The sequence below is a fragment of the Stenotrophomonas sp. SAU14A_NAIMI4_5 genome, assembly GCF_003086795.1.
Taxonomy (GTDB): domain Bacteria; phylum Pseudomonadota; class Gammaproteobacteria; order Xanthomonadales; family Xanthomonadaceae; genus Stenotrophomonas.
Window position 1 is genome coordinate 3,843,026 of record NZ_CP026003.1, and the last position, 21,221, is coordinate 3,864,246.

Annotated in this window: 19 protein-coding genes; 7 read left to right on the plus strand and 12 right to left on the minus strand. The window is 67.4% G+C overall.

Annotation, left to right across the window (positions count from 1 at the left end; genetic code table 11):
* Positions 1–61 precede the first annotated feature (61 nt).
* The 5 genes from rodA to C1925_RS17675 all read right to left on the minus strand — a co-directional run bounded on the left by rodA (position 62) and on the right by C1925_RS17675 (position 5,952).
* Entirely contained in the window at positions 62–1,174 is a 1,113-nt protein-coding gene (rodA, locus tag C1925_RS17655) for a rod shape-determining protein RodA (protein ID WP_108770036.1), read from the minus strand.
* Complete coding sequence (gene mrdA, locus C1925_RS17660) at positions 1,171–3,252, minus strand: penicillin-binding protein 2 (protein ID WP_108770037.1); 2,082 nt, start codon at positions 3,250–3,252, stop codon at positions 1,171–1,173. The genes rodA and mrdA overlap by 4 nt, the downstream gene beginning before the upstream one ends.
* Positions 3,253–3,255: 3 nt before the next feature.
* Positions 3,256–3,741 carry a rod shape-determining protein MreD gene (mreD, locus tag C1925_RS17665; protein ID WP_108770038.1) on the minus strand — a complete coding sequence of 162 codons (486 nt, stop codon included), beginning with the start codon at positions 3,739–3,741 and terminating at the stop codon, positions 3,256–3,258.
* Complete coding sequence (mreC, locus tag C1925_RS17670; RefSeq protein WP_108770039.1) at positions 3,738–4,787, minus strand: rod shape-determining protein MreC; 1,050 nt, start codon at positions 4,785–4,787, stop codon at positions 3,738–3,740. The genes mreD and mreC overlap by 4 nt, the downstream gene beginning before the upstream one ends.
* Before the next feature lie 118 nt (positions 4,788–4,905).
* Positions 4,906–5,952 (minus strand): rod shape-determining protein, encoded by a 1,047-nt coding sequence (locus C1925_RS17675; RefSeq protein WP_079223402.1) that lies wholly within the window; start codon positions 5,950–5,952, stop codon positions 4,906–4,908.
* 283 nt (positions 5,953–6,235) lie between these two features.
* Between C1925_RS17675 and C1925_RS17680 the strand changes: the two genes are divergently transcribed.
* Positions 6,236–7,174, plus strand: coding sequence for a carbohydrate kinase family protein (locus tag C1925_RS17680; protein ID WP_079223403.1), 939 nt, complete (start codon positions 6,236–6,238; stop codon positions 7,172–7,174).
* 167 nt (positions 7,175–7,341) lie between these two features.
* On the opposite strand, the gene C1925_RS17685 is transcribed toward C1925_RS17680, so the two are convergent.
* From C1925_RS17685 to ubiE, 4 genes are all read right to left on the minus strand, one after another.
* Positions 7,342–7,965, minus strand: coding sequence for an HAD family hydrolase (locus C1925_RS17685; protein ID WP_301553962.1), 624 nt, complete (start codon positions 7,963–7,965; stop codon positions 7,342–7,344).
* Entirely contained in the window at positions 7,962–8,693 is a 732-nt protein-coding gene (locus C1925_RS17690) for a hypothetical protein (RefSeq protein WP_108770040.1), read from the minus strand. The genes C1925_RS17685 and C1925_RS17690 overlap by 4 nt, the downstream gene beginning before the upstream one ends.
* 126 nt (positions 8,694–8,819) lie before the next feature.
* Positions 8,820–10,748, minus strand: coding sequence for a M1 family metallopeptidase (locus C1925_RS17695; RefSeq protein WP_108770041.1), 1,929 nt, complete (start codon positions 10,746–10,748; stop codon positions 8,820–8,822).
* Between the two features lie 177 nt (positions 10,749–10,925).
* Complete coding sequence (gene ubiE / locus C1925_RS17700; RefSeq protein ID WP_079223406.1) at positions 10,926–11,687, minus strand: bifunctional demethylmenaquinone methyltransferase/2-methoxy-6-polyprenyl-1,4-benzoquinol methylase UbiE; 762 nt, start codon at positions 11,685–11,687, stop codon at positions 10,926–10,928.
* Between the two features lie 81 nt (positions 11,688–11,768).
* On the opposite strand from ubiE, the gene C1925_RS17705 reads away from it, so the two are divergent.
* The 5 genes from C1925_RS17705 to C1925_RS17725 all read left to right on the plus strand — a co-directional run bounded on the left by C1925_RS17705 (position 11,769) and on the right by C1925_RS17725 (position 14,376).
* On the plus strand, positions 11,769–12,221 hold the full coding sequence (locus C1925_RS17705; RefSeq protein ID WP_108770042.1) for a nucleoside deaminase: 453 nt from the start codon (positions 11,769–11,771) through the stop codon (positions 12,219–12,221).
* 199 nt (positions 12,222–12,420) lie between these two features.
* Positions 12,421–12,678 (plus strand): hypothetical protein, encoded by a 258-nt coding sequence (locus C1925_RS17710; protein ID WP_108770043.1) that lies wholly within the window; start codon positions 12,421–12,423, stop codon positions 12,676–12,678.
* A 74-nt stretch (positions 12,679–12,752) separates the two neighbouring features.
* Positions 12,753–13,079 carry a hypothetical protein gene (locus tag C1925_RS17715; protein WP_108770044.1) on the plus strand — a complete coding sequence of 109 codons (327 nt, stop codon included), beginning with the start codon at positions 12,753–12,755 and terminating at the stop codon, positions 13,077–13,079.
* Positions 13,080–13,170: 91 nt separating this feature from the next.
* A complete protein-coding gene (locus C1925_RS17720) occupies positions 13,171–13,593 on the plus strand; it encodes a low affinity iron permease family protein (protein WP_108770045.1) in 423 nt (140 codons plus the stop codon).
* Positions 13,594–13,923: 330 nt separating this feature from the next.
* The gene (locus C1925_RS17725; protein WP_108770046.1) at positions 13,924–14,376 is read left to right on the plus strand and encodes a transposase; all 453 of its coding nucleotides are present in this window, start codon (positions 13,924–13,926) and stop codon (positions 14,374–14,376) included.
* 135 nt (positions 14,377–14,511) lie between these two features.
* Here the strand turns inward: C1925_RS17725 and smeF are convergent, their stop codons facing one another.
* The 3 genes from smeF to smeD are packed head-to-tail and all read right to left on the minus strand — an operon-like array spanning position 14,512 to position 20,269.
* Complete coding sequence (smeF, locus tag C1925_RS17730) at positions 14,512–15,909, minus strand: multidrug efflux RND transporter outer membrane subunit SmeF (protein ID WP_159097555.1); 1,398 nt, start codon at positions 15,907–15,909, stop codon at positions 14,512–14,514.
* Positions 15,890–19,069 carry a multidrug efflux RND transporter permease subunit SmeE gene (gene smeE, locus C1925_RS17735; RefSeq protein WP_254051342.1) on the minus strand — a complete coding sequence of 1,060 codons (3,180 nt, stop codon included), beginning with the start codon at positions 19,067–19,069 and terminating at the stop codon, positions 15,890–15,892. The genes smeF and smeE overlap by 20 nt, the downstream gene beginning before the upstream one ends.
* A 12-nt stretch (positions 19,070–19,081) precedes the next feature.
* Positions 19,082–20,269: a multidrug efflux RND transporter periplasmic adaptor subunit SmeD gene (gene smeD / locus C1925_RS17740; protein WP_108770048.1), complete on the minus strand. Its 1,188-nt coding sequence runs from the start codon at positions 20,267–20,269 to the stop codon at positions 19,082–19,084.
* 237 nt (positions 20,270–20,506) lie between these two features.
* Here smeD and C1925_RS17745 point away from each other — a divergent pair, with 237 nt between their 5' ends.
* On the plus strand, positions 20,507–21,160 hold the full coding sequence (locus C1925_RS17745; protein ID WP_108770049.1) for a TetR family transcriptional regulator: 654 nt from the start codon (positions 20,507–20,509) through the stop codon (positions 21,158–21,160).
* Positions 21,161–21,221: the final 61 nt, after the last annotated feature.

The following is a 21,221-nucleotide window of genomic DNA, read 5'->3' on the forward strand; positions in this document are numbered from 1 at the left end:
GACTGCTTTTCGCGCAGAGCAGTCGAGCAAGCTCGACTCTACGAAGGCGGCGGAGCCGTGGTCAGCCGTAGCCGCCGTGCACCGGGTTGTGGCTGCGGACGGCCATCACCAGGCCGAAGCCGGCCAGCAGCGAAACCGCCGAGGTGCCGCCGTAGCTGATCAGCGGCATCGGCACGCCCACCACCGGCAGCAGGCCGGAAATCATCCCGCCGTTCACCAGCACGTAGACGAAGAAGGCCAGGCCGGTGGCGCCGGCCAGCAGGCGCGAGTACGAATCGCGCGACTGGCTGGCGATCCACAGGCAGCGCCCGATCACCACCAGGTACAGGGTCAGCACCAGGGCCACGCCCATCCAGCCGAATTCCTCGCTCAGCACCGAGAACGCGAAGTCGGTGGTCTGTTCGGGAATGAAGTTCAGGTGCGACTGCGAGCCCTCGCCCCAGCCCTTGCCATCGAAGCCGCCCGAACCGATCGCGATCTTCGACTGGATGATGTTCCAGCCCGCGCCCAGCGCGTCCATCTCCGGGTCGAGGAACATCATGATGCGGTCCTTCTGGTACGGCCGTAGCAGCCAGAACCAGGCCAGCGGCGCGACCGCGGCCACGCCGCCCACGCCCAGGCCCACCCACCACCACGGCAGGCCGGCCAGCAGCAGCACGAACACGCCACTGGCGGCGATCAGCACGCCGGTACCGAAGTCCGGCTGCAGCATCACCAGGCCGGTCGGCACGCCGATGATGACCATCGCCACCAGCACGGTATTGAAACGCGGCGGCAGCGGCATGCGGTGCAGGTACCAGGCCACCATCATCGGCAGGCTGACCTTCAGCAGCTCGGCCGGCTGCAGGTAGAAGAACTTCAGGTCCAGCCACTGCCGGCCGTATTTGCCCGTGCCCAGCACGAACACCGCCAGCAGCGGGATCATCGAGATCGCGTAGATGAGCGGGGTCGCCGAGCGGATGCGCAGGATCGGCACGCGCGAAATGCCCCACAGGGCGGCCATGCCGACCACGAAACGCGCGCCCTGCGCCATCACCAGGCTGTCGCCGCCGGCGCTCTTCAGCGTGGCCAGGCCGATCAGCATCAGCGCGCCGAGGGCCAGGCACAGCACCCAGTCCAGGGTGCTGAAGAAGCGGCGCAGCATGTCGCCGGCCCAGCGCAGGAAGTCACTCATCGTGCAGGCTCCGCGGGGGTCGAACGGGGGCTGGCGGGCAACGCGGCGGCGGGTGCGGCAGGTGCCCCCGGGCCCGGGGCGGGCGCCGGTTCCGGCGCGGGCATGCCGACCAGCACCGGGTGTTCGCCCAGCTGCGCGGCGGCGGTGTCGCCGGCCGGACGCGCGTTGGCATCTTCATTGTCGAACGCGGTCACGCCGATGACGGTGGTGCCGCGCTCGGCGTCCAGCGGCTGCATGCCCTCGGGCATCTTGCCCAGCAGGTACGCGTCGAACACCTTGCGCGCGATCGGCGCGGCGGCCGAACCACCGTAGCCACCGCCTTCGACGGCGATGGCCAGGGCGATGACCGGCTGCTCGACCGGCGCGAAGCCGACGAACAGCGCGCGGTGGCGCAGGTGCATCGGCAGGCTCTTCGGGTTCACTGCGGCCGTGCCCTTGCGGCTGACCACCTGCGCGGTACCGGTCTTGCCGGCCATGACGTACGGCGCGCCCACGGCCATGCGCGCGGCGCTGCCGCCGGGCTGCATCGTGGCCATCATGCCTTCGCGCACGGCCTGCACATTGTTCGGGTTGGGGCTGACCGGCTTGCTCGGGCCCTGCTCGGTGGCGACCCAGTCGTGGTCGAAACCGGCGCGCTGCTGGATGACCAGGTGCGGGGTGCGCAGCTGGCCATTGGCCAGCGCACTGACGCCGCGCGCCAGCTGCAGCGGGGTGACCTTCCAGTCGCCCTGGCCGATGCTGATGTTGACGGTGTCGCCCGGGTACCAGGCTTCCTTGCGGCTTTTGCGCTTGTAGGCCGGCGACGGCAGGATGCCGCCGATCTCGCCGGTCAGGTCGATACCGGTCGGCTGGCCGAAGCCGTAGTACTCCATGTAATGGTCGAAGCGCTCGATGCCCAGGTCCAGCGCCAGCTTGTAGTAATAGGTGTTGACCGACTGTGCGATGGATTTGCGCAGGTCCGTCCAGCCATGGCCGCCGCGGTGCGAATCGCCCCAGCCGCGCGACGTGCCCGGCAGGTAGAACATGCCGGTGGACAGCACCTTGTCTTCCGGCCGGCGCACACCGGAATCGAGGCCAGCCAGGCCGATCAGCGGCTTCAGGGTGGAACCGGGGGCGACGCCACCCAGCACCAGGCGGTTGAACTGCGGCCGCGACGGGTTGTCGTTCAGCGCCTTGAAATCGGCATGCGAGATGCCGTTGACGAACAGGTTGGGGTCGTACGACGGCAGGCTGACCATCGCCAGCACTTCACCGGTGCGCGGGTCCATCGCCACGGCCGAACCTTCCTGGTCGCCGAAGGCAGCTACCAGCGCACGTTGCAGGTCGGCATCGATGGACAGGCGCAGGTCGGCGCCGGACTGCGCGGCCACCCGGCCGATGGTGCGGATGGCGCGGCCCTGCACGTTGGTCTCGACCTGCTCGTAGCCGACCTTGCCGCGCAGCTGCTGCTCGTAATAGCGCTCCAGGCCCGATTTGCCGATGTGGGTGAGCGCCGCGTTGCCCTCGCCGAGGATCTCCAGATCCTTGTCATCGACCCGGCCGACGTAGCCGATGATGTGCGCGAACAGGTCGCCATAGGGATAGCGACGGGTCAGGTAGGGTTCCAGCTCCACGCCCGGGAAACGCCAACGGTCCACGGCGAAGCGCGCCATTTCCTCATCGGTCATGCGCAGCTTGAGGGTGACCGGCAGGAACTTGCGGCGCGCCTTGCGCGACTTGTTGAACGCTTCCAGCTCTTCAGGGCTGATGCTGATGATCTTCGCCAGCCCGTCCAGGGTGGCGTCCATGTCCTTGACCTTGTCCGGGGTCACGTCCAGGCGGAAGGCCGGCACGTTCTCGGCCAGCAGGCGGCCGTTGCGGTCGTAGATCATGCCGCGCCCGGGCACGACCGGCCGCGGCTTGATGCGGTTGGCCTCCGAGCGCGTGGCGTAGATATCGTGATCCAGCACCTGCAGCTTGAAGTACCAGCCGCCCAGGCCCAGCAGGCAGACCAGCACGCCGAGGAAGCCCAGCGCCGCGCGGCGGCGGAACTGTTCGGCTTCGGCGTGCGGGTTCTTGACCTGGCGACGCGGGATCATGGCTCAGCGCCCGCGCTTGCCGAAACGCACGGCGTCGAGCAGCACGAACACCAGCGGCCACAGGCCCATGCCCAGCAGCGGTGCCCACCAGTACGACCACGGCAGGGTCGGTTCACCCACCAGGATGTGCACCAGCGCGCTGACGATGCGGTCATTGAACAGCAGGCCGCCGATGGCCAGCATCTGCTGCGACATCGGGAAGAAACGGATGCGGGCGCGGAAGCGCTGCAGGATGAAGGCCAGCATCACCAGGCGCATGGCCTGTTCGCCGAGCACGCCGCCATACAGCAGGTCGGCGATGACGCCGCTGGTGAAGGCGATGCCCAGGCCCACGCGCTCGGGGGCCTCGATGACCCAGTACGCCAGCACCAGCGCCAGCCAGTACGGGCGCAGCGGCTGCAGCAGCGCGGGCAGCGGCAGCAGGCCCAGCAGCAGGGCCACGACCAGGCTGGCCGGCAGCACCCAGGGGTTATCGCGCACGCGGCTCATCGTGCGGGCTCCTGCGGGGTGGGTTGCGGTTGTTGTTGCGGTTGCCGGCCAGCGGCCGGCACTACCGGGGAGCTGGCTGGGGCAGAGCCCCCCTCTTGTTGAGGGGGGCGCGCCGACGGCGCGGGGGTAAGGTGGGATGCCCCCCCGGCAGCCTGGTTTGCCAAAGGCAAACTTGGCTGAGGCAATTCGCCTGCCGCAGGCAAGCGAATTGCCGCACCCGGGCGCAGCAGCAGTACGTCGCGGCCGCGGTCGAGCTGGGCGGCAGGCTTCATTTCGCCCACCAGGAAGGCGTGGGTGTCGTCGGGGCGCAGCGCGGTGATGGTGCCGACCGGGAAGCCCGGCGGGAACCGCCCGCCCAGGCCGGAGGTGACGATCTCATCGCCCACTTCCACGCCCGCGCTCAACGGAATGTCGCGCAGCTGCAGGGTGTCGCCGCGGCCGTAGACGATCAGGCGCACGCCGTTGCGGGCCACGGTCACCGGCACCGCATGGTCCGGGTCGGTCAGCAGCAGCACGGTGGAGGTGCCACCGGTGGTGCTGATCACCTGCCCCATCAGGCCACCGGCATCGATCACCGCCTGGCCCACGTGCACGCCGTCGCGGCTGCCGGCATCGAGCACCAGGCGCTGCTTGACCGGGTCCAGGTCGATATCGAGGATCGGCGCCAGCTGCACGTCCAGGCCACTGCGCTCGGCCACGTTCAGCAGTTCGCGCAGCTGGGCGTTGTCCAGCGCGGCGGTCTGCAGGCGGGTCAGGCGCGCATTGGCCAGCAGCAGCTGGTTGCGCAGTTCGCGGGTCTCGGCCACCAGCTGGCCATGGCTGGCCGCGTTGTCGCGCACCTGGTTGCTGAGCTTGCCCGGCAGGCCGGCCAGCGCCCACACCGGCTGCACCAGCGTGTCGGCCTGGGCGCGCACGCGCGCCAGCCAACCGGCCTGGTCGTCCAGCACGATCAGGATGATGGCCATGGCCAGGTAGGCGAGCAGTCGCAGCGGACTGGCGGCGTCACCGGATCGGGAGGCTACGGGAGGACCGGCGTAAGGCGGCACGGCAACAGTTCAACCAGCAAAGGGCGAAGGGGAAACACGGCGGCGCCCCACCGGTGCTGGCCCGCAGCAGCGGGCCACACCCCGGAAGGGCGCTGCAGGAACGACCAGGCGGCAGGCCTCAGTCCGGCGCAAAGAACTCGTTGCCGTGCATGTCGACCAGTTCCAGCGCACGACCGCCACCGCGGGCCACGCAGGTCAGCGGGTCGTCGGCCACCTGCACGTGCAGGCCGGTTTCCTCGGAAATCAGGCGGTCCAGGTCGCGCAGCAGGGCGCCACCACCGGTCAGCACGATGCCGCGCTCGGCGACGTCGGCGCACAGTTCCGGCGGAGTCTGCTCCAGGGCCAGCTTGACCGCGCTGACGATGCCCGACAGCGGCTCGTGCAGGGCCTCCAGCACTTCGTTGGAGCTGATCTTGATCATCTTCGGCACGCCCTCGGCGAGGTTGCGGCCGGAGATTTCCATCTCGATCACTTCCGCCTGCGGGTAGGCGCAGCCCAGCTCGACCTTGATGCGCTCGGCGGTGGCTTCGCCGATCAGCATGCCGTGGTTGCGGCGCACGTAGTTGGTGATCGACTCGTCGAAGCGGTCGCCACCGATGCGCACCGAGGCCGAATAGACGATGCCGTTCAGCGAGATCACCGCCACTTCGGTGGTGCCGCCGCCGATGTCGATGACCATCGAACCGCGTGCCTCGGTGACCGGCATGCCGGCGCCGATCGCGGCGGCCATGGGCTCTTCGATCAGAAACACGTCGCGGGCACCGGCTTCCTCGGCCGACTCACGGATGGCGCGGCGCTCGACCTGGGTCGAACCGGCCGGCACGCAGACCAGCACGCGCGGGCTCGGGCGCAGCACGCGCGACTTGTGCACCTTCTTGATGAAGTGCTTGAGCATCGCCTCGGTGTAGGTGAAGTCGGCGATGACGCCGTCCTTCATCGGGCGAATGGTGGTGATGTGGCCCGGGGTACGGCCCAGCATCTGCTTGGCTTCGGCGCCTACGGCTGCCACCGAGCGGGTGCCACCGATGGCACGGTCCTGGCGCACGGCCACGACCGACGGCTCGTTCAGAACGATACCCTGCCCACGCACGTAAATAAGGGTGTTGGCCGTGCCCAGGTCGATGGACAGGTCGTTGGAGAACATGCCACGGAGTTTCTTGAACATCTGAGGAAGGAGTCCTGAGGGGTGTCGTGCCCGCCGCGGGATGGCGAAAAAATGGGCAGAATTCGAGGCCGACAAGCCTAGCAACCCGCTCCCCGGCGAGCAAGGAAAAAACTAGCTGAACCCGCGTCTTCACAGGCTTTCGCCCGGATCGGCCATCACCCGGTTCTGGCCCTGAGCGGCACCAGCAGGTAACCTTTGCGCCGTCGGGCGCCCAAGGGCGCCATTTGCTTGCTGGCCGATGCCGGCTGGCCACCCCCAAAATTCACCGCATAGGCTTACATCGATGTCCGCTCTGATCTGTGGTTCTCTTGCCTTCGACACCATCATGGTGTTCCCGGACCAGTTCAAGAATCACATCCTCCCGGACAAGGTGCACATCCTGAACGTGTCCTTCCTGGTCCCGCGCATGCGTCGCGAACTGGGCGGCTGCGCCGGCAACATCGCCTACAACCTGAAGCTGCTGGGCGGCAGCCCGATCCCAATGGGCACCGTCGGCCAGGATTTCGCTCCGTACCGTGAGCACTTCGAGCGCATGGACATCGACCTGAGCCAGGTCCGCGTGCTGGAAGACATGTTCACCCCGCAGTGCTTCATCACCACCGACCACGACAACAACCAGATCACCGCGTTCCATCCGGGCGCGATGATGCGTTCGCACGAGAACCACGTGAAGGACGTGCCGGGCGTCACTTTCGGCATCGTTGCGCCGGACGGCCGTGACGGCATGATCCAGAACGCGGCCGAGTTCCTGGAATGCGGCATCCCCTTCATCTTCGACCCGGGCCAGGCGCTGCCGCTGTTCAACGGCCCGGAGCTGCGCGATTTCATCGAGCAGGCCGACTACGTGGTGGTCAACGACTACGAGTCGAACCTGCTGCAGGAACGCACCGGCTGGGACGAGAAGCAGATCGTGAGCCGGGTGAAGGCCTACATCACCACCCGTGGCCCGAAGGGCGCGGTCATCCACACCCCGGAAAAGAGCTACGACATCCCGCCGGCGCACGAGCGCCGCGTGGTCGACCCGACCGGTTGTGGCGACGCCTTCCGCGCCGGCCTGATCTACGGCATCGAGAAGGGCTACGACTGGCTGACCATCGGCCGCATGGCCAACCTGATGGGCGCGCTGAAGGTCGAGCACCCGGGCACGCAGAACCAGCGCTTCACGTTTGAAGAGTTCCACGACCAGTTCAAGCAGCAATTTGGCTACGCACTCGGCGCGTAACCAAATTGCCCGCGCATTTCACCTTATCCCCGCGCCTTCGGCGCGCCCCCTTGAACAACAAGGGGGCTCTCCACCCGACGCGTTATCTCGACCTGCCCTGGTAGGTGTCGACCTTGGTCGACACTGCCGGCCAGCGGCCGGCACTACCCGCCGGGCATGGCCCGGCGCTACCCGTTCTGTTGCCAGGCGGCCAACAACGCGCGGCAATCGGCGAAATGCCAATCCGCGCGGCCCGGCCACGGGTTGTCGGGCAGGTTGACCAGCACGGTGCGCGCTCCGGCGGCGCGGCCGCAGTCCAGGTCGTAGGCGTGGTCGCCCACCATCACCGCCGCGTCGGCACCGATGCCCCAACGCCGCAGATGCTGCTGCACGCCGTCGGGTGACGGCTTCGGCACCGCTTCATCGCGGCCGATGATGCAGCGATCGTCAAACAGATCCCCTACCCCGATCGCATCCAGCGTCAGCTTGGCCAGCGCATGGTCGTTGCGGGTCAGGATGCCCAGCTGGCAACCGGCTGCGGCCAGCGCGCGCAGCAGCTCGACCGCGCCGGGCGCCGGCAGCGCGCCTTCGGCCAGGTCATGCTCGTGGGCCAGCAGCCAGGCGTGCTTGCGCGCCGCCTCCGCACCCGGCAGGCCCGCCAGGTGCACGAGGATGTCCGCGCTGGGCGGGATGCCCAGCTCGCGCTTGATGCGCTCGAAATCATGCATGGCCACGGTCAGCGTGCCATCCATGTCGAACACCCAGTGGCGCACGGCCGACAATGCCGGCGCGTCCACGGCGGTGGCCGTCACTTCCACCACTGCGGCATGCGGCTGGTGTCCACGCCACCGGTCTCGAACACGGCCGTGCGGGTGCCACCGGCCTTCACCGGGAATTCGATGCTGATCGACTTGCCCTTCTGCGCCAGCTTCCACAGCGCCTTCTGGTCGGTGATGAACATGGCGATGGCCTCATCGGTCTTCGGCCGCCAGGCCGCCATCGAGATCGGTTTGCCATCGTCCACGGTCACCTTCACCGTGCACTGCGGGCAGCGGAAATCACCGGCCTGCAGCACCAGATAGGCATGCCGCTTCCATTCGGGATGGTCGCGGAACACCAGCTGCACCGGCTTGGCGCCGCTGCCGTCCACGTCCACCCGTTCCTTGCTGTAGATGGTGGCCGAGACCTGCTTGCCCTTGCTGCCGACCGGAATCTCGTTGTACTGCCACAGCGCCTGCATGCGGCGCAGGTCGCGCGCGGCATCGCCCTTGGCCTTCACTTCATCGAAGCCGGCGGCGATGCGCTCGGCCGCGGCGGTGTCCTTGTACTGGTCCAGCAGCGAACCACCGTGGATGCGCGCGCGTTCCCAGTCCTGCGAGGCCACGGCTGCGTCGTACTGCTTGGCGACGTCCTCGGCCTTGGCTTCCTTCTGCGCCTGGGCGGCGGCAGCAGCGGCTTCCTGCGCCTTGCGCTCTTCCTCGGGGTTGCTGCAGGCGGCCAGGGCCAAGGCGCAGGCGGTGATCAGGATCAGACGTTTCATGCGGAAGTCCTTTGCGGGTGCCCCCCGATTCTATCGGCGGCGGATGGCAGATACAGCAACGGCGGGTTTCCCCGCCGTTGCCGGTGACGCAGTGCCTGGTTGCCGGCCAGCGGCCGGCACTACCGCTTACTTGGCTTCAGCCTTGGCCAGCAGATCCTGGACCGAGGCGGTGGTGATCGGGTGGTAGCCCGGCTTGGCCTTCTCGAAGGCCTGCTTGGCCAGCTCCAGACCCTTCGGGGTCTTCACCAGTTCGGCGTAGATCGGCATGATCAGCTTGCGACGGCCGACGCGCTCGATGAACGCCGCCGCCGCGTCATTGGCCTGCTCGTAGCCGCTGCGGATGGCCAGCGGATACCAGCGCATGGCGATTTCGCCGTTGGCGGTGCCGGTGAAGTGGTACGCCTTGTCCAGCGCAGCCAGCTTGTCCAGCGGCAGGGTGGTGCCCAGGCCGTCGATGAAGCGGACCCATTCCTGGGTGCCCCACTCGGCGGTGACCTGGTTGGCCGGCAGGCTGCCCGCGCCGGAGAACGCGATGCGCGCAGCATCGACGCTGCTGAAGTTGCGCGACTGTGCCTTGGTGGCGAACGACGGGATGCCCGGCTCGTCCAGCCATGCCTTCAGCTCGGCCTCGCTCACCGCCGAGGGGTTCTTCGGCAGCAGGTTCTTCTTCAGGTAGTCGACGAACTGGTCGGTGTTGGCGCTCTGGAAGGCATGGTCATCGAACCAGCCACGCAGGAACGGATCGAAGGTCTCGCGGCCGAAGCGCTGTTCCAGGAACTCCAGGAACCACGAACCCTTGACGTAGGCGACCTGGCTCAGGGCTTCGTCGGGGTCACGCTCGTTCAGCGGCGGCAGGGCCAGGGCCTGGTCGGCCGGGCTCATGTCCTTCACTTCGGCCAGCAGGTCGGTCTGGTCGATCTGCTTCTCCATCTCGGCCATCTCCTTGCCGTACAGGGCTTCGGTGATGCGGCCCTGGACGTAGGTGGTGAAGCCTTCATTGAGCCAGATGTCCTTCCAGCTGGCGTTGGTCACCAGGTTGCCCGACCAGCTGTGCGCCAGTTCGTGGGCGACCAGCGAGACCAGCGACTTGTCGCCGACGATCACGGTCGGGGTGGCGAAGGTCAGGCGCGGGTTTTCCATGCCGCCGAACGGGAACGACGGCGGCAGCACCAGCATGTCGTAGCGGCCCCAGCGGTATTCGCCGTACAGCTTTTCGGCGGCACCGATCATCTTCTCGGTGTCTTCGAATTCCTTGGCAGCCTTGTTGACCATGGTCGGCTCGGCCCAGACGCCGGAGCGGCCGGAAATCGGCTCGAACACCAGGTCACCGGCAGCGATGGCCAGCAGGTAGGACGGGATCGGCTGCGGCATCTTGAAGGTGTAGTCACCGTCACGCGCGGCCTTCGGGTCGTTGTCGGCGCTCATCAGCACCATCACGTCCGGGCGCGAGGTCACGTGCGCGCTGTAGGTGAAGCGCACGCTGGGGGTGTCCTGCAGCGGCACCCAGGAACGGGCGTGGATGGCCTGCGACTGGCTGAACATGAAGGGCAGCTTCTTGCCCTCGGTCATCGACGGCTCCAGCCACTGCAGGCCCGAGGCGGTCGGTGCGGTGTGGTAGGTCACTTCGACCTTGGCCGGCTGTTCCGGCGCTTCAATGGTCAGCTTGCTGCCGAACACCTTGTCGACCGGGGCCAGGGCGAACTTCAGTTCGCTGCGTGCGCCATCGGCGCCGATGGCCTCGACCTTGGACACGCTCAGCTCACGGGTGTCGAGCACCAGCTGCTGGGCGTCCTTCTGCTTCCATTCCAGGGTGTAGGTCGCGGTGCCGCCGATCTGCTTCTGGTCGAAGTCCAGCTTCAGATCCAGCGCGATGTCCTTGATGACGACCTTGTCCGGCTCGGCGTACGAGCTTTCGTCGTGGCTGCGGTTCTCGGCGTTCACGGGGGCGGCGGGGGCCTTTTCGGCAGTCGGGGCGGCGGCGGGCGCGGCCGCCTCCTGGGAGCAGCCGGCGGCCAGGGCCACGGCCAGCGGAAGGAGCATCAGCGGATTACGCATGAATCGGGACCGTTACAGGGATCAAACCCCAATGGTACCTCTCCCTCGCCCCGGACGCGTTGCGCGATGCGGGGTAAGGCCGGCCGGGCGCCGGCCCGCCGGGCATGGCCCGGCGCTACCGGGGGTGCCGGGACGTTGCCTGGTAGCGCCGGGCCATGCCCGGCGGCCCCACACGCTTTACAGCTTGTAGCCGGAGTGGATCGAGACGATGCCGCCGGTCAGGTTCTTGTAGTGGCAGCGCTCGAAACCGGCCTGCCCCATCATCGCCTTCAGCTCTTCCTGCGGCGGGTGCTTGCGGATGCTCTCGGCCAGGTACTGGTAGCTGTCCGAATCGTTGGCGAACAGCTTGCCCAGCTTCGGCAGGATCCTGAACGAATGGAAGTCGTAGATCGGCTTGAACCAGTCGGCAGTGACTTCGGAGAACTCCAGCACGCGGGCCTGGCCGCCCACCTTCAGCACGCGGTACATCTCGCGCAGGCCGGCGTCCTTGTCGGTCACGTTGCGCAGGCCGAAGGCAATGGTCACCAGGTCGAAGCTGTTGTCCGGGAACGGCAGGGCTTCGGCGTTGCACTGCACGTAGTCCAGGCCGAGCACCAGGCCGCGGTTGGTCAGGCGGTCACGGCCGACCGACAGCATGCCGGCGTTGATGTCGCCCAGCACCACCGAACCTTCGGCGCCCACGCGCTCCTTCAGCAGGGCGGCGATGTCGCCGGTGCCGCCGGCCAGGTCGAGCACGCGGTCACCCGGCTTCACCTGCGCGGTGGCCACGTAATAGCGCTTCCAGGCCCGGTGCACGCCGAGGCTCATCAGGTCGTTCATCAGGTCGTAGCTGCGCGCGACCGAGGTGAACACCTCGCCGACAAGCTTCTGCTTGTCCTTGGCGGCCACGTCGCGGAACCCGAAATGGGTGGTACCGGATTTGTAGGGGGATTCGCTCATGCCGCTGATTATCGCACCGCCGGGGCCGCTGCGGGGTAACCGCGCCTTATCATGGCGGCCCATGACCCACCGGAGCCCCGCATGATCACCACGCCCGACTACCAGGCCCTGCTGCAGACCGCCATCGCCGAAGCCCGCCAGGGCCTGGCCGAGGGCGGCGTGCCGATCGGCGCGGCGTTGTACCACAACGATGGCCGCCTGCTCGGCTGCGGCCACAACCGCCGCGTGCAGGAAGGCGACCCGTCCGTGCACGGCGAAACCGATGCCTTCCGCAAGGCCGGCCGCCAGCGCCGTTACCAGGACACCATCATGGTCACCACCCTGGCACCGTGCTGGTACTGCTCGGGCCTGGTGCGCCAGTTCAATATCGGCACCGTGGTGGTGGGCGAATCGCGCACCTTCCAGGGCGGCATCGCCTGGCTGCGCGAAAACGGCGTCAACGTGATCGACCTGGACAGCCAGGAATGCGTGGACCTGCTGGGCGGCTTCATTGCGCAGTACCCGGAAATCTGGGACGAAGACATCGGCGAATAAGCGCCGCGTTTCCGTTCTGCGCACAGCTACATGAACGCTTCAGAGCCGGCACAGCCTTGTGCCGGCGAGCCTCTGCGCACCTTTAGGTGCGCTGGCGCACAGTCAGCTGGATAAGCCGCACACGCGCTGCTAACACCCCCTTCGCACGGCGCGCCTAGGGTGGAATCACCGGGGCCCCTTGTCCCGGCGGAGCAAGCCCATGAGCGCGCACGCCGTACATCCCCTGCCCGACCCGGCCCTCGCCGGCATCCGCGACCGCCTGACGCAGCAGTTCGCGCTGCATCGCCGTGGCGCGCCGTTCTGGGCAGCCTTCCAGGACATGCAGCAGGAAATCACCCGCGATCATCCGCGCGACCGCGTACGCCTGTGCAACGCGATGGCCGACATGGCCGAAGACCTCGGCGCCGTTGAACACGCACAGCTGATCGATGGCAACACCGGCTGCACACCGCGCTGACGCTGCATGCACCGGCACATACGCACACTGCGATGAACCCCCACTCCCTGCCACCCCAACCGAACTGGAATGCCATGCACGCTGAAGTCCCCGCCATCCCACCGGTCATCGACGTTGATGCGGAGCTCGATCACTGGCGCCGGCAGCATGCCGACGGTGCCTTGCCGCACAACTCGTTCGGCTCCTACGTGCCGTGGATCAAATTCGCCTGTGATTCGCTGATCACCCAGCCGCGCGCCAGCAACGCCGAGCGCGATGAAATGTTCCAGACCCAGTACGCCCTGCAGATCATGCCGCGCCTGACCGAATCGCAGGCCCGCGAGTTCGTCGACCGCTGCTGGCAGCACGTCTACCAGACCAGCCGCGTGCGCCTGCAGGACGCCCCGCGCCTGCGCGCCTGACCTGCGCGCCTGACCTGAGCTCCCCCGCGGCTGCACGGCCCGTGCACGGGCGGCTGCCGATCATCGTCGTTACCTGGGTGGAACGACGACGATGAAAGCCAGAACTTTGTTCAATACGATCGCCAAGAAGGCCGCGGCCGCCACCGGCTCGCCGTGGACCTTCCTGGCCGCAGTGGCGATCGTGGTGGTGTGGGGCATCAGCGGCCCCGTATTCGGCTTCAACGATACCTGGCAGCTGGTGATCAATACCGGCACCACCATCATCACCTTCCTGATGGTGTTCCTGATCCAGCACACGCAGAACTCGGATACGGCAGCGATGCAGATCAAGCTGGACGAGCTGATCCGCGCCACGGCCGAGGCCAACAACGAGCTGCTGGACCTGGAAGAAATGGACGAAGAGCGGCTGGAGGAAATCCGCGCCGAGTACGAGCGCATGGCCCGCGAGGCCGGCGATGCCCTTGCCCGGGTACGCTCCTGCCGCGCGGCGCCGCGCGATGATGAGGCCGTTTGACACCAGACGGTAGCGCCGGGCCCTGCCCGGCGAGCGCGAAGCGCGGTCTGTGTCCGATCCCATGAACGCCCACGCTCTGGTAGCGCCGGGCCCTGCCCGGCGAGCGCGAAGCGCGGCCTGTGTCCGGTCTCATGAACGCCCACGCTCTGGTAGCGCCGGGCCCTGCCCGGCGAGCGCGGCAGCGCGGTCTGTGTCCGATCCCATGAACGCCCGAAGGAAGCCGCCGGGCATGGCCCGGCGCTACCGACCCGGCGCCGCGCGGCAGAACCTCACAGGGGGCCAAGGTATCCGCCGATAGGTGGATTCAAAGCGCATTCCCAGACTGGCCCAATGTCCAGCCGTCATCTCCAACGTGGCCGCGAATCCCGCATCGACGGGTACTACGTATTGACCACCGTGGTGCTGAAGCGACGCCCGGTGTTTGCAGACCCTCGCTGCGCAGAATGCCTTGTAGATACACTGCGCCTCGTCGAGCGCGAGCGACTGAGTCGCTCATTCGCATGGGTCGTCATGCCCGACCATCTTCATTGGTTGATGCAGTTGCGCGCCGGCACGCTCGCCCGATTGATGGGAACGTTGAAATCACGCAGCAGCCGCCTTATAGGGCAGCAGTTCGGTGTGGAGACGCCCCTGTGGCAGCCGAGCTACTTCGACCACGCTGTTCGCAATGAAGATGCGTTGAGACGTCATGCGCTCTACATTCTGGGGAATCCGATCCGTGCGGGGCTTGCTGCCGAACTGGATGAATACCCGTTTGCTTGGTGCCGATGGCCGATGCGATAGCGATTGGACCTGCGGCAGAAGCCGCCGGGCATGGCCCGGCGCTACCGATGTTACCTCCGCCTTCATGCGCGGTCGGCGTTTGATGTCGCGCACGCCCCAAAAAAGCCGCCGGGCATGGCCCGGCGCTACCGGGGGTTACCCGCGTTCGTGCCAGCCGCCGCCCAGCACCTTGTACAGGGTGATGCGGTTGGTCTGCTGGGCCAGCTCGGTCTGCAGGCGCGTCTGCTGCGCGCTGTAGGCGGTGCGGCGTGCGTCCAGCAGGGTCACGAAGCTGTCCAGGCCGGCGTCATAGCGGGCCTGCGACAAGCGGTTGGCTGTTTCGGCCGCATCCACCAGGCGCTGCTGCGCGCTCACCTGCTCGTCCAGGCTGACATTCAGCGCCAGCGCGTCGGAGGTTTCGCGGAAACCGCTCTGGATCGCCTTTTCATACTGCGCCAGGGCGATATCGCGATCCGCATTGGCCACCGCCAGGTTCGCGCGCAGCTTCCCGCCCTGGAAGATCGGCAAGGTGATCTTCGGCAGGAAACTCCACACGCGCGTGCCGCTGTCGAACAGGTTGGACAGTTCGCCCGAGCCACTGCCGATGCTGCCGGTCAGGGTGATGCTGGGGAAGAACGCGGCACGCGCGGCACCGATGTTGGCGTTGGCCGCCAGCAGCTGGTGTTCGGCGGCCATGATGTCCGGGCGCTGCAGCAGCACGTCGCTGGGCAGGCCGGCCGGCGGCGGGGCCAGGGCCAGCAGCTGCGGTTCGATGCTGTCCGGCAGCAGGTCCGCATCGACCTGGCCACCGGCCAGCAGGGCCAGCGCGTTGCGGTCCTGGGCCAGCTGCCCGCGCAGGCGGGCGGCATCGGTACGCGCGGTTTCCACCAGCGTGCGGGTCTGGCTCAGCTCCAGCCCGGAGCTGCCACCGCGTTCGTGGCGGGCCTCGGCCAGGCGCAGCGAATCCTCGTAGGTCTTCAGCGTGGCCTCGGAGATCTTCAGCTGCTGCGCGTCGGCACCGTAGGTCAGCCACGCGGTGGCGGTCTCGGCCACCAGGCTCAGCTGCGCGTTGCGGCGGTTGGCGGCCACGGCGAAGTACTGCTGCAAGGCAGACTCGCTGAGGTTGCGCACGCGGCCAAACAGATCCAGCTCGAAGTCGGCCACGCCGACGCCGGCGGTGAACTGCTCGGTGACACCGGCATTGGTGCCCTGCCGCTCCATCTGGCCGGTGGCGGCCAGGCCGGGCACGCGGTCGGCGCGCTGCACGCGGTACTGGCCGCGTGCCTTTTCCACGTTCAACACCGCCACGCGCAGGTCGCGGTTGTTGTCCAGCGCCTGGCCGATCACCTGCTGCAGGCGCTCATCGGTGAAGAAGTCGCGCCAACCCAGTGCCGCGACATCGGTCACTTCGCCCTGGCTGGCTTCGGCCGGCCACTGCGACGGAATGGCCGGGGCAACGGCGGTGTTCTTCGGCACCAGCGTGGAGCAGCCGGCCAGGCCCAGGCTGGCGACGAGCGCCAGCAGCAAAGGGGTCTTATTCATGGGAACCTCCATGGGCAGCGTCATCGCGCGGAGCCGGCGGCGTGCCACCTCCGTTGCCCTTGTTGCGGTTGAACACGCGCTGCACCACCACGAAGAACAGCGGGATGAAGAACACGCCCATCACGGTGCCCACCAGCATGCCGCCCAGCACGCCGGTACCGATGGCGCGCTGCGCACCGGAACCTGCACCGGAGGCGATGGCCAGCGGCAGCACGCCCAGGCCGAACGCCAGCGAGGTCATGATGATCGGACGCAGGCGGTCGCGGACCGCATGCATCGTCGCTTCGATCAGGCCCGCGCCCTTCTCCAGGTTTTCCTTGGCGAATTCCACGATCAGGATCGCGTTCTTGCTGGTCAGGCCCACCGTGGTCAGCATCGCCACCTGGAAGTAGATGTCGCGTTCCATGCCGCGGAAGGTGTTGGCCAGCACCGCGCCGAGAATACCCAGCGGCGCCACCAGCAGCACCGAGGTCGGCACGCTCCAGCTTTCATACAGCGCGGCAAGGCACAGGAACACGATCAGCAGCGACAGCGTGTACAGCAGCGGCGTCTGCGAACCGGCCTGGCGTTCCTGGTAGGACAGCGCGGTCCATTCGATGTCGAAGCCCGGCGGCAGATCCTTGGCGATGCGTTCGATCTCGGCCATGGCATCACCGGATGCCACGCCCATGGCGGGCTCGCCCTGGATCTCCATCGCCGACACGCCGTTGTAGCGTTCCAGGCGCGGCGAACCGTAGTCCCAGCGCTTGGAGGCGAAGGCACTGAACGGCACCATTTCACCCTGCCCGTTCTTCACCGACCAGACGTTGAAGTCGTCCGGGTTCATGCGGAACGGTGCATCGGCCATCACGTACACGCGCTTGACCCGGCCACGGTCGATGAAGTCATCGATGTAGCTGCTGCCCCATGCCGCGGCCAGGGTGTTGTTGATCGAGCTGATCGACAGGCCCAGGGCGTTGGCCTTTTCCACGTCCACGTCGATGCGCAGCTGCGGGGTGTCTTCCTGGCCGTTGGGGCGCACGTTGGCCAGCAGCTTGCTCTGCCCCGCCGCACCCAGCAGCTGGTTGCGCGCGGCCAGCAGGGCGTCATGGCCCTTGCCGCTGGTGTCCTTCAGGAAGAACGTGTAACCCGAACCGATACCCAGCTCCGGCATGGCCGGCGGCGGGAAGGCGAAGATGAAGGCGTCCTTGATCTGGCCCAGCGCGCCCATCGCACGCCCGGTGATCGCACCCACGCTGTGGTCGGCGTCGCGCTCCTTCCAGTCCTTCAGCTTGACGAAGGCCATGCCCGCGTTCTGGCCCATGCCGGCGAAGCTGAAGCCCTGCACGGCGAAGATGGACTCGACCGCATCGGCCTCGTTCTTCAGGAAGTGGTCTTCCAGCTTGGCCATCGCTTCCAGGGTGCGTTCCTGGGTGGCGCCGACCGGGGTCTGCACCAGCGCCATCATGATGCCCTGGTCTTCATTGGGCAGGAACGAGCTGGGCAGGCGCGCGAACAGCACGCCCATCACCACGGCCAGGGCGACGAAGATGCCCATGAAGCGCCACGGGCGATGGATGATGCCCTTCACGCCGCGCTGGTAGGTTTCGCTGGAACGGTCGAAGCCACGGTTGAAGCCGTTGAAGAAACGGCCCAGCAGGCCGCTGTGGGCGACGTGGTGCTCGCCCTTCTTCAGCGGCTTGAGCATGGTCGCGCACAGCGCCGGGGTCAGCACGATGGCCACCAGCACCGACAGCGCCATGGCCGAAACGATCGTGGCCGAGAACTGGCGGTAGATGATGCCGGTCGAGCCGCTCATGAAGGCCATCGGCACGAACACCGCCGACAGCACCAGGCCGATGCCCACCAGCGCGCCGGTGATCTGGCTCATCGACTTGCGGGTGGCTTCCAGCGGCGACAGGCCCTCTTCGGACATGATGCGCTCGACGTTCTCCACCACCACGATGGCATCGTCCACCAGCAGGCCGATGGCCAGCACCATGGCGAACATGGTCAGCATGTTGACCGAGAAGCCGAGCATGGCCAGCACGCCGAAGGTACCCAGCAGCACCACCGGCACAGCGATAGTCGGGATCAGGGTGGCGCGGAAGTTCTGCAGGAACAGGTACATCACCACGAACACCAGCACGATCGCTTCGATCAGGGTCTTGATGACGCCCTTGATCGAGACCTGCACGAACGGGGTGGTGTCGTACGGCACGACGGTTTCCAGGCCGGCCGGGAAGCTGGACTTCATCTCGTCCAGCGCGGTGCGAACGCCCTCGGCCGTGGCCAGCGCGTTGGCGCCGGTGGCCAGGGTGATGGCGATACCGGTGGACGGCTTGCCGTTGTAGCGGGTGACGAAGTCGTAGCTCTCCGCACCCAGCTCGACGCGGGCGACATCGCCCAGGCGCAGCTCGCTGCCATCGGTACCGCCACGCACCAGGATGTTGCGGAACTGTTCCGGGGTCTGCAGGCGGTCCTGCGCGTTGATGGTGGCGTTGAGCTGCTGGCCCTTCACCGACGGCGCACCGCCCAGCTGGCCGATGGCCACCTGTGCGTTCTGCGCGGTGATCGCCGCGGTCACTTCATCGACCGACAGCTTGTAGGTGTGCAGCTTGTTCGGGTCCAGCCAGATGCGCATGGCGTACTTGCCACCAAACACCTGGATGTTGCCCACGCCCGGCACGCGGCTCAGCGTGTCGACGACATTGGAGCCGACGTAGTCGGCGATGTCGTTGGCATCCATGCTGCCGTCGTTGGACACGAAGCCGAGCACCTGCAGGAAGCCGCTGCTGGACTTGGCCACGTTGATGCCCTGCCGCTGCACTTCCTGCGGCAGCAGCGGCATGGCCAGCTGCAGCTTGTTCTGCACCTGCACCTGGGCGATGTCCGGGTTGGTGCCCGCTTCGAAGGTGAGGGTGATGGTGGCCTGGCCGTTGGCCGAGCTGTTGGAGGAGAAGTAGATCAGGCCATCGAGGCCCTTCATGTTCTGCTCGATGATCTGCGTCACCGAGTCCTCGACCACCTTGGCCGATGCACCCGGGTAGGTGGCGCTGATCTCGACGGCCGGCGGGGCGACCTCGGGATACATCGACACCGGCAGCTTCACCACCGCCAGCGCACCGGCCAGCATGATGATGATGGCGATCACCCACGCGAAGATGGGTCGATCAATGAAAAAACGTGCCATGGAATTCTCCGCTTACTTCGCGTCGCCGGCCGGCTGGGCGGCAGGCTGCGGGGCGGCGTCCGGCTGTGCCGGGGCGGCGCCCTTCTCGGTGGCCTGCACGGGCATGCCGGGGCCGATCTTCTGCAGGCCTTCGACGATGACCTTGTCACCCGGCTGCAGGCCGTCCTCGACCAGCCACTTGTCGGCCAGTGCGCGGCTGACCTTCACCGGGCGCACTTCCACCTTGTTGTCCTTGCCGACCACCATGGCGCTGGTATCGCCCTTGGCGTCGCGGGCGATGCCCTGCATCGGCACCAGCACGGCATCGGCGCGCACGCCGCCGCCGATCACCGCGCGCACGTACATGCCCGGCATCAGCAGGCCCTCGGGGTTGTCCACCTTCACCCGCAGCGCGTAGCTGCCGGTGGTCGGGTCGACGCTCACTTCGGAGAACTCCAGCGCGCCCTTGTGCGGGAACTCGCTGCCATCTTCCAGCAGGATGGTGACCGGCAGGGTCTGGTTGTCCTGCAGTCGGCCGGCGGCCAGTTCGCGGCGCAGCTGCAGCAGCTCGGCCGAGGACTGGGTCAGGTCGACGTAGATCGGGGTGAGCTGCTGCACGGTGGCCAGTGCATCGGCCTGGCCGACGCTGACCAGCGCGCCCTGGGTGACGCTGGACTTGCCGATGCGGCCGCTGATCGGCGCGGTGATGCGGGCGTAGCCGAGGGTGACGTTGGCCGCGTCCAGCGCAGCCTTGGCGGCACCGACATCGGCCTCGGCCTGCTTCTGCGCGGCCACGGCGTTTTCCAGGTCCTGCTGGCTGACCGCATCGACCTTGGCCAGCTCGGTGATGCGCTTGGCGCTCAGGCGCGCGGCGTTGGCGGTGGCTTCGGCGCGGGCCAGCTGGGCGCGGGCGCTGTTGGCCTGGGCGCGGTAGCTGGCGTCTTCGATCTGGTACAGCGGCTGCCCTTCCTTGACCAGGCCGCCTTCGGTGAACAGGCGCTTGGCGACGATGCCGCTGACCTGCGGACGCACTTCGGCGACCAGGAAGGCATTGGTGCGGCCCGGCAGTTCGCGGGTCAGGCCCACGCTTTCCGACTTCAGCGTGACCACGGTCACCTGGCCGGGGCCTTGCTGGGGCTGTTCGGGTTGGCCACCGCAGGCGGCCACGGTCGCGGCGATGGCCAGCGACAGCAGGAAGGGGCGGATTCGGGTCAGGGGCATGGGGCTGGGGCTCGGGGAAGGAAAAAGATTCTCAGCTTGCCGTGATACGCAGCCGCATCCTGGTCCTGGGGCGCGGTTGTCGCAGCGGGCAGGCATCCCCGCGCACGGCGCAGGCATCAGCAGGCGCGCATACACGACGGGGAGCATGGGGGCGAAATATACATACATGATTGTTTGTTTGTAAAGCGGTACAATTTAGGCTGGTTTCACCGGCACTGGTACCCACTCCCCCGACCCATGGCGCGCAAGACCAAAGAAGACACCCAGGCAACCCGCGAAGGCATCCTTGATGCCGCCGAGGCCTGCTTCCATGAACACGGGGTGGCCCGGACCACGCTGGAGATGATCGGTGCCCGCGCCGGCTATACCCGCGGCGCGGTCTATTGGCACTTCAAGAACAAGACCGAGGTGCTGGCCGCGATCATCCAGCGGGTGCACCTGCCCTTCATGCAGGAACTGGAGCGCACTTCCAGCGACGAGCGGCAGACGCCGATCCACGACCTGCGCGCGGTGATGATCTACTCGTTCATCGAGCTCTCCGAGGATGAGCGCCTGCGCAAGACCATGGAAATCATGCTGCGCAGCGATGCCTCGTCGGAAAGCCGTGCGCTGGCCGAGCTGCAGCAGTCCGGCTTCCGCGATGCGCTGGACCGGATGGAGCGCGCCCTGCGCCGCGCCCAGGACCTGCGCCAGCTGCGCGACGGCGCCGACCCGAAGATCGCCGCGCGCATGCTGCACGCCACCGTGCTGGGCGTGCTGCACGGGGCGATGGTCGAACCGGAACTGATGGACCTCAAGCGCGACGGCATGCTCGCGCTGGACATGACCCTGACCGCCTACGTGAAGGAAGGCGTGTTCGTGCCGGGCTCGATTCCCGAGCCGCTGCCGTAGGGTCGGAGCCGCCGGGCATGGCCCGGCGCTACCGGGGCGGTGTGAGCAGGCAGCGCTGCAG

What these genes read in the sequence shown, in the direction of transcription:
- smeF (WP_159097555.1), bottom strand. Translation starts at nt 15,909, where the DNA reads ATGGAGGTTCCCATGAATAAGACCCCTTTGCTGCTGGCGCTCGTCGCC.
- C1925_RS17675 (WP_079223402.1), bottom strand. Translation starts at nt 5,952, where the DNA reads ATGTTCAAGAAACTCCGTGGCATGTTCTCCAACGACCTGTCCATCGAC.
- smeD (WP_108770048.1), bottom strand. Translation starts at nt 20,269, where the DNA reads ATGCCCCTGACCCGAATCCGCCCCTTCCTGCTGTCGCTGGCCATCGCC.
- C1925_RS17695 (WP_108770041.1), bottom strand. Translation starts at nt 10,748, where the DNA reads ATGCGTAATCCGCTGATGCTCCTTCCGCTGGCCGTGGCCCTGGCCGCC.
- C1925_RS17690 (WP_108770040.1), bottom strand. Translation starts at nt 8,693, where the DNA reads ATGAAACGTCTGATCCTGATCACCGCCTGCGCCTTGGCCCTGGCCGCC.
- C1925_RS17745 (WP_108770049.1), top strand. Translation starts at nt 20,507, where the DNA reads ATGGCGCGCAAGACCAAAGAAGACACCCAGGCAACCCGCGAAGGCATC.
- C1925_RS17710 (WP_108770043.1), top strand. Translation starts at nt 12,421, where the DNA reads ATGAGCGCGCACGCCGTACATCCCCTGCCCGACCCGGCCCTCGCCGGC.
- mrdA (WP_108770037.1), bottom strand. Translation starts at nt 3,252, where the DNA reads ATGATCCCGCGTCGCCAGGTCAAGAACCCGCACGCCGAAGCCGAACAG.
- C1925_RS17715 (WP_108770044.1), top strand. Translation starts at nt 12,753, where the DNA reads ATGCACGCTGAAGTCCCCGCCATCCCACCGGTCATCGACGTTGATGCG.
- C1925_RS17705 (WP_108770042.1), top strand. Translation starts at nt 11,769, where the DNA reads ATGATCACCACGCCCGACTACCAGGCCCTGCTGCAGACCGCCATCGCC.
- ubiE (WP_079223406.1), bottom strand. Translation starts at nt 11,687, where the DNA reads ATGAGCGAATCCCCCTACAAATCCGGTACCACCCATTTCGGGTTCCGC.
- C1925_RS17720 (WP_108770045.1), top strand. Translation starts at nt 13,171, where the DNA reads ATGAAAGCCAGAACTTTGTTCAATACGATCGCCAAGAAGGCCGCGGCC.
- rodA (WP_108770036.1), bottom strand. Translation starts at nt 1,174, where the DNA reads ATGAGTGACTTCCTGCGCTGGGCCGGCGACATGCTGCGCCGCTTCTTC.
- C1925_RS17725 (WP_108770046.1), top strand. Translation starts at nt 13,924, where the DNA reads ATGTCCAGCCGTCATCTCCAACGTGGCCGCGAATCCCGCATCGACGGG.
- C1925_RS17680 (WP_079223403.1), top strand. Translation starts at nt 6,236, where the DNA reads ATGTCCGCTCTGATCTGTGGTTCTCTTGCCTTCGACACCATCATGGTG.
- smeE (WP_254051342.1), bottom strand. Translation starts at nt 19,069, where the DNA reads ATGGCACGTTTTTTCATTGATCGACCCATCTTCGCGTGGGTGATCGCC.
- mreD (WP_108770038.1), bottom strand. Translation starts at nt 3,741, where the DNA reads ATGAGCCGCGTGCGCGATAACCCCTGGGTGCTGCCGGCCAGCCTGGTC.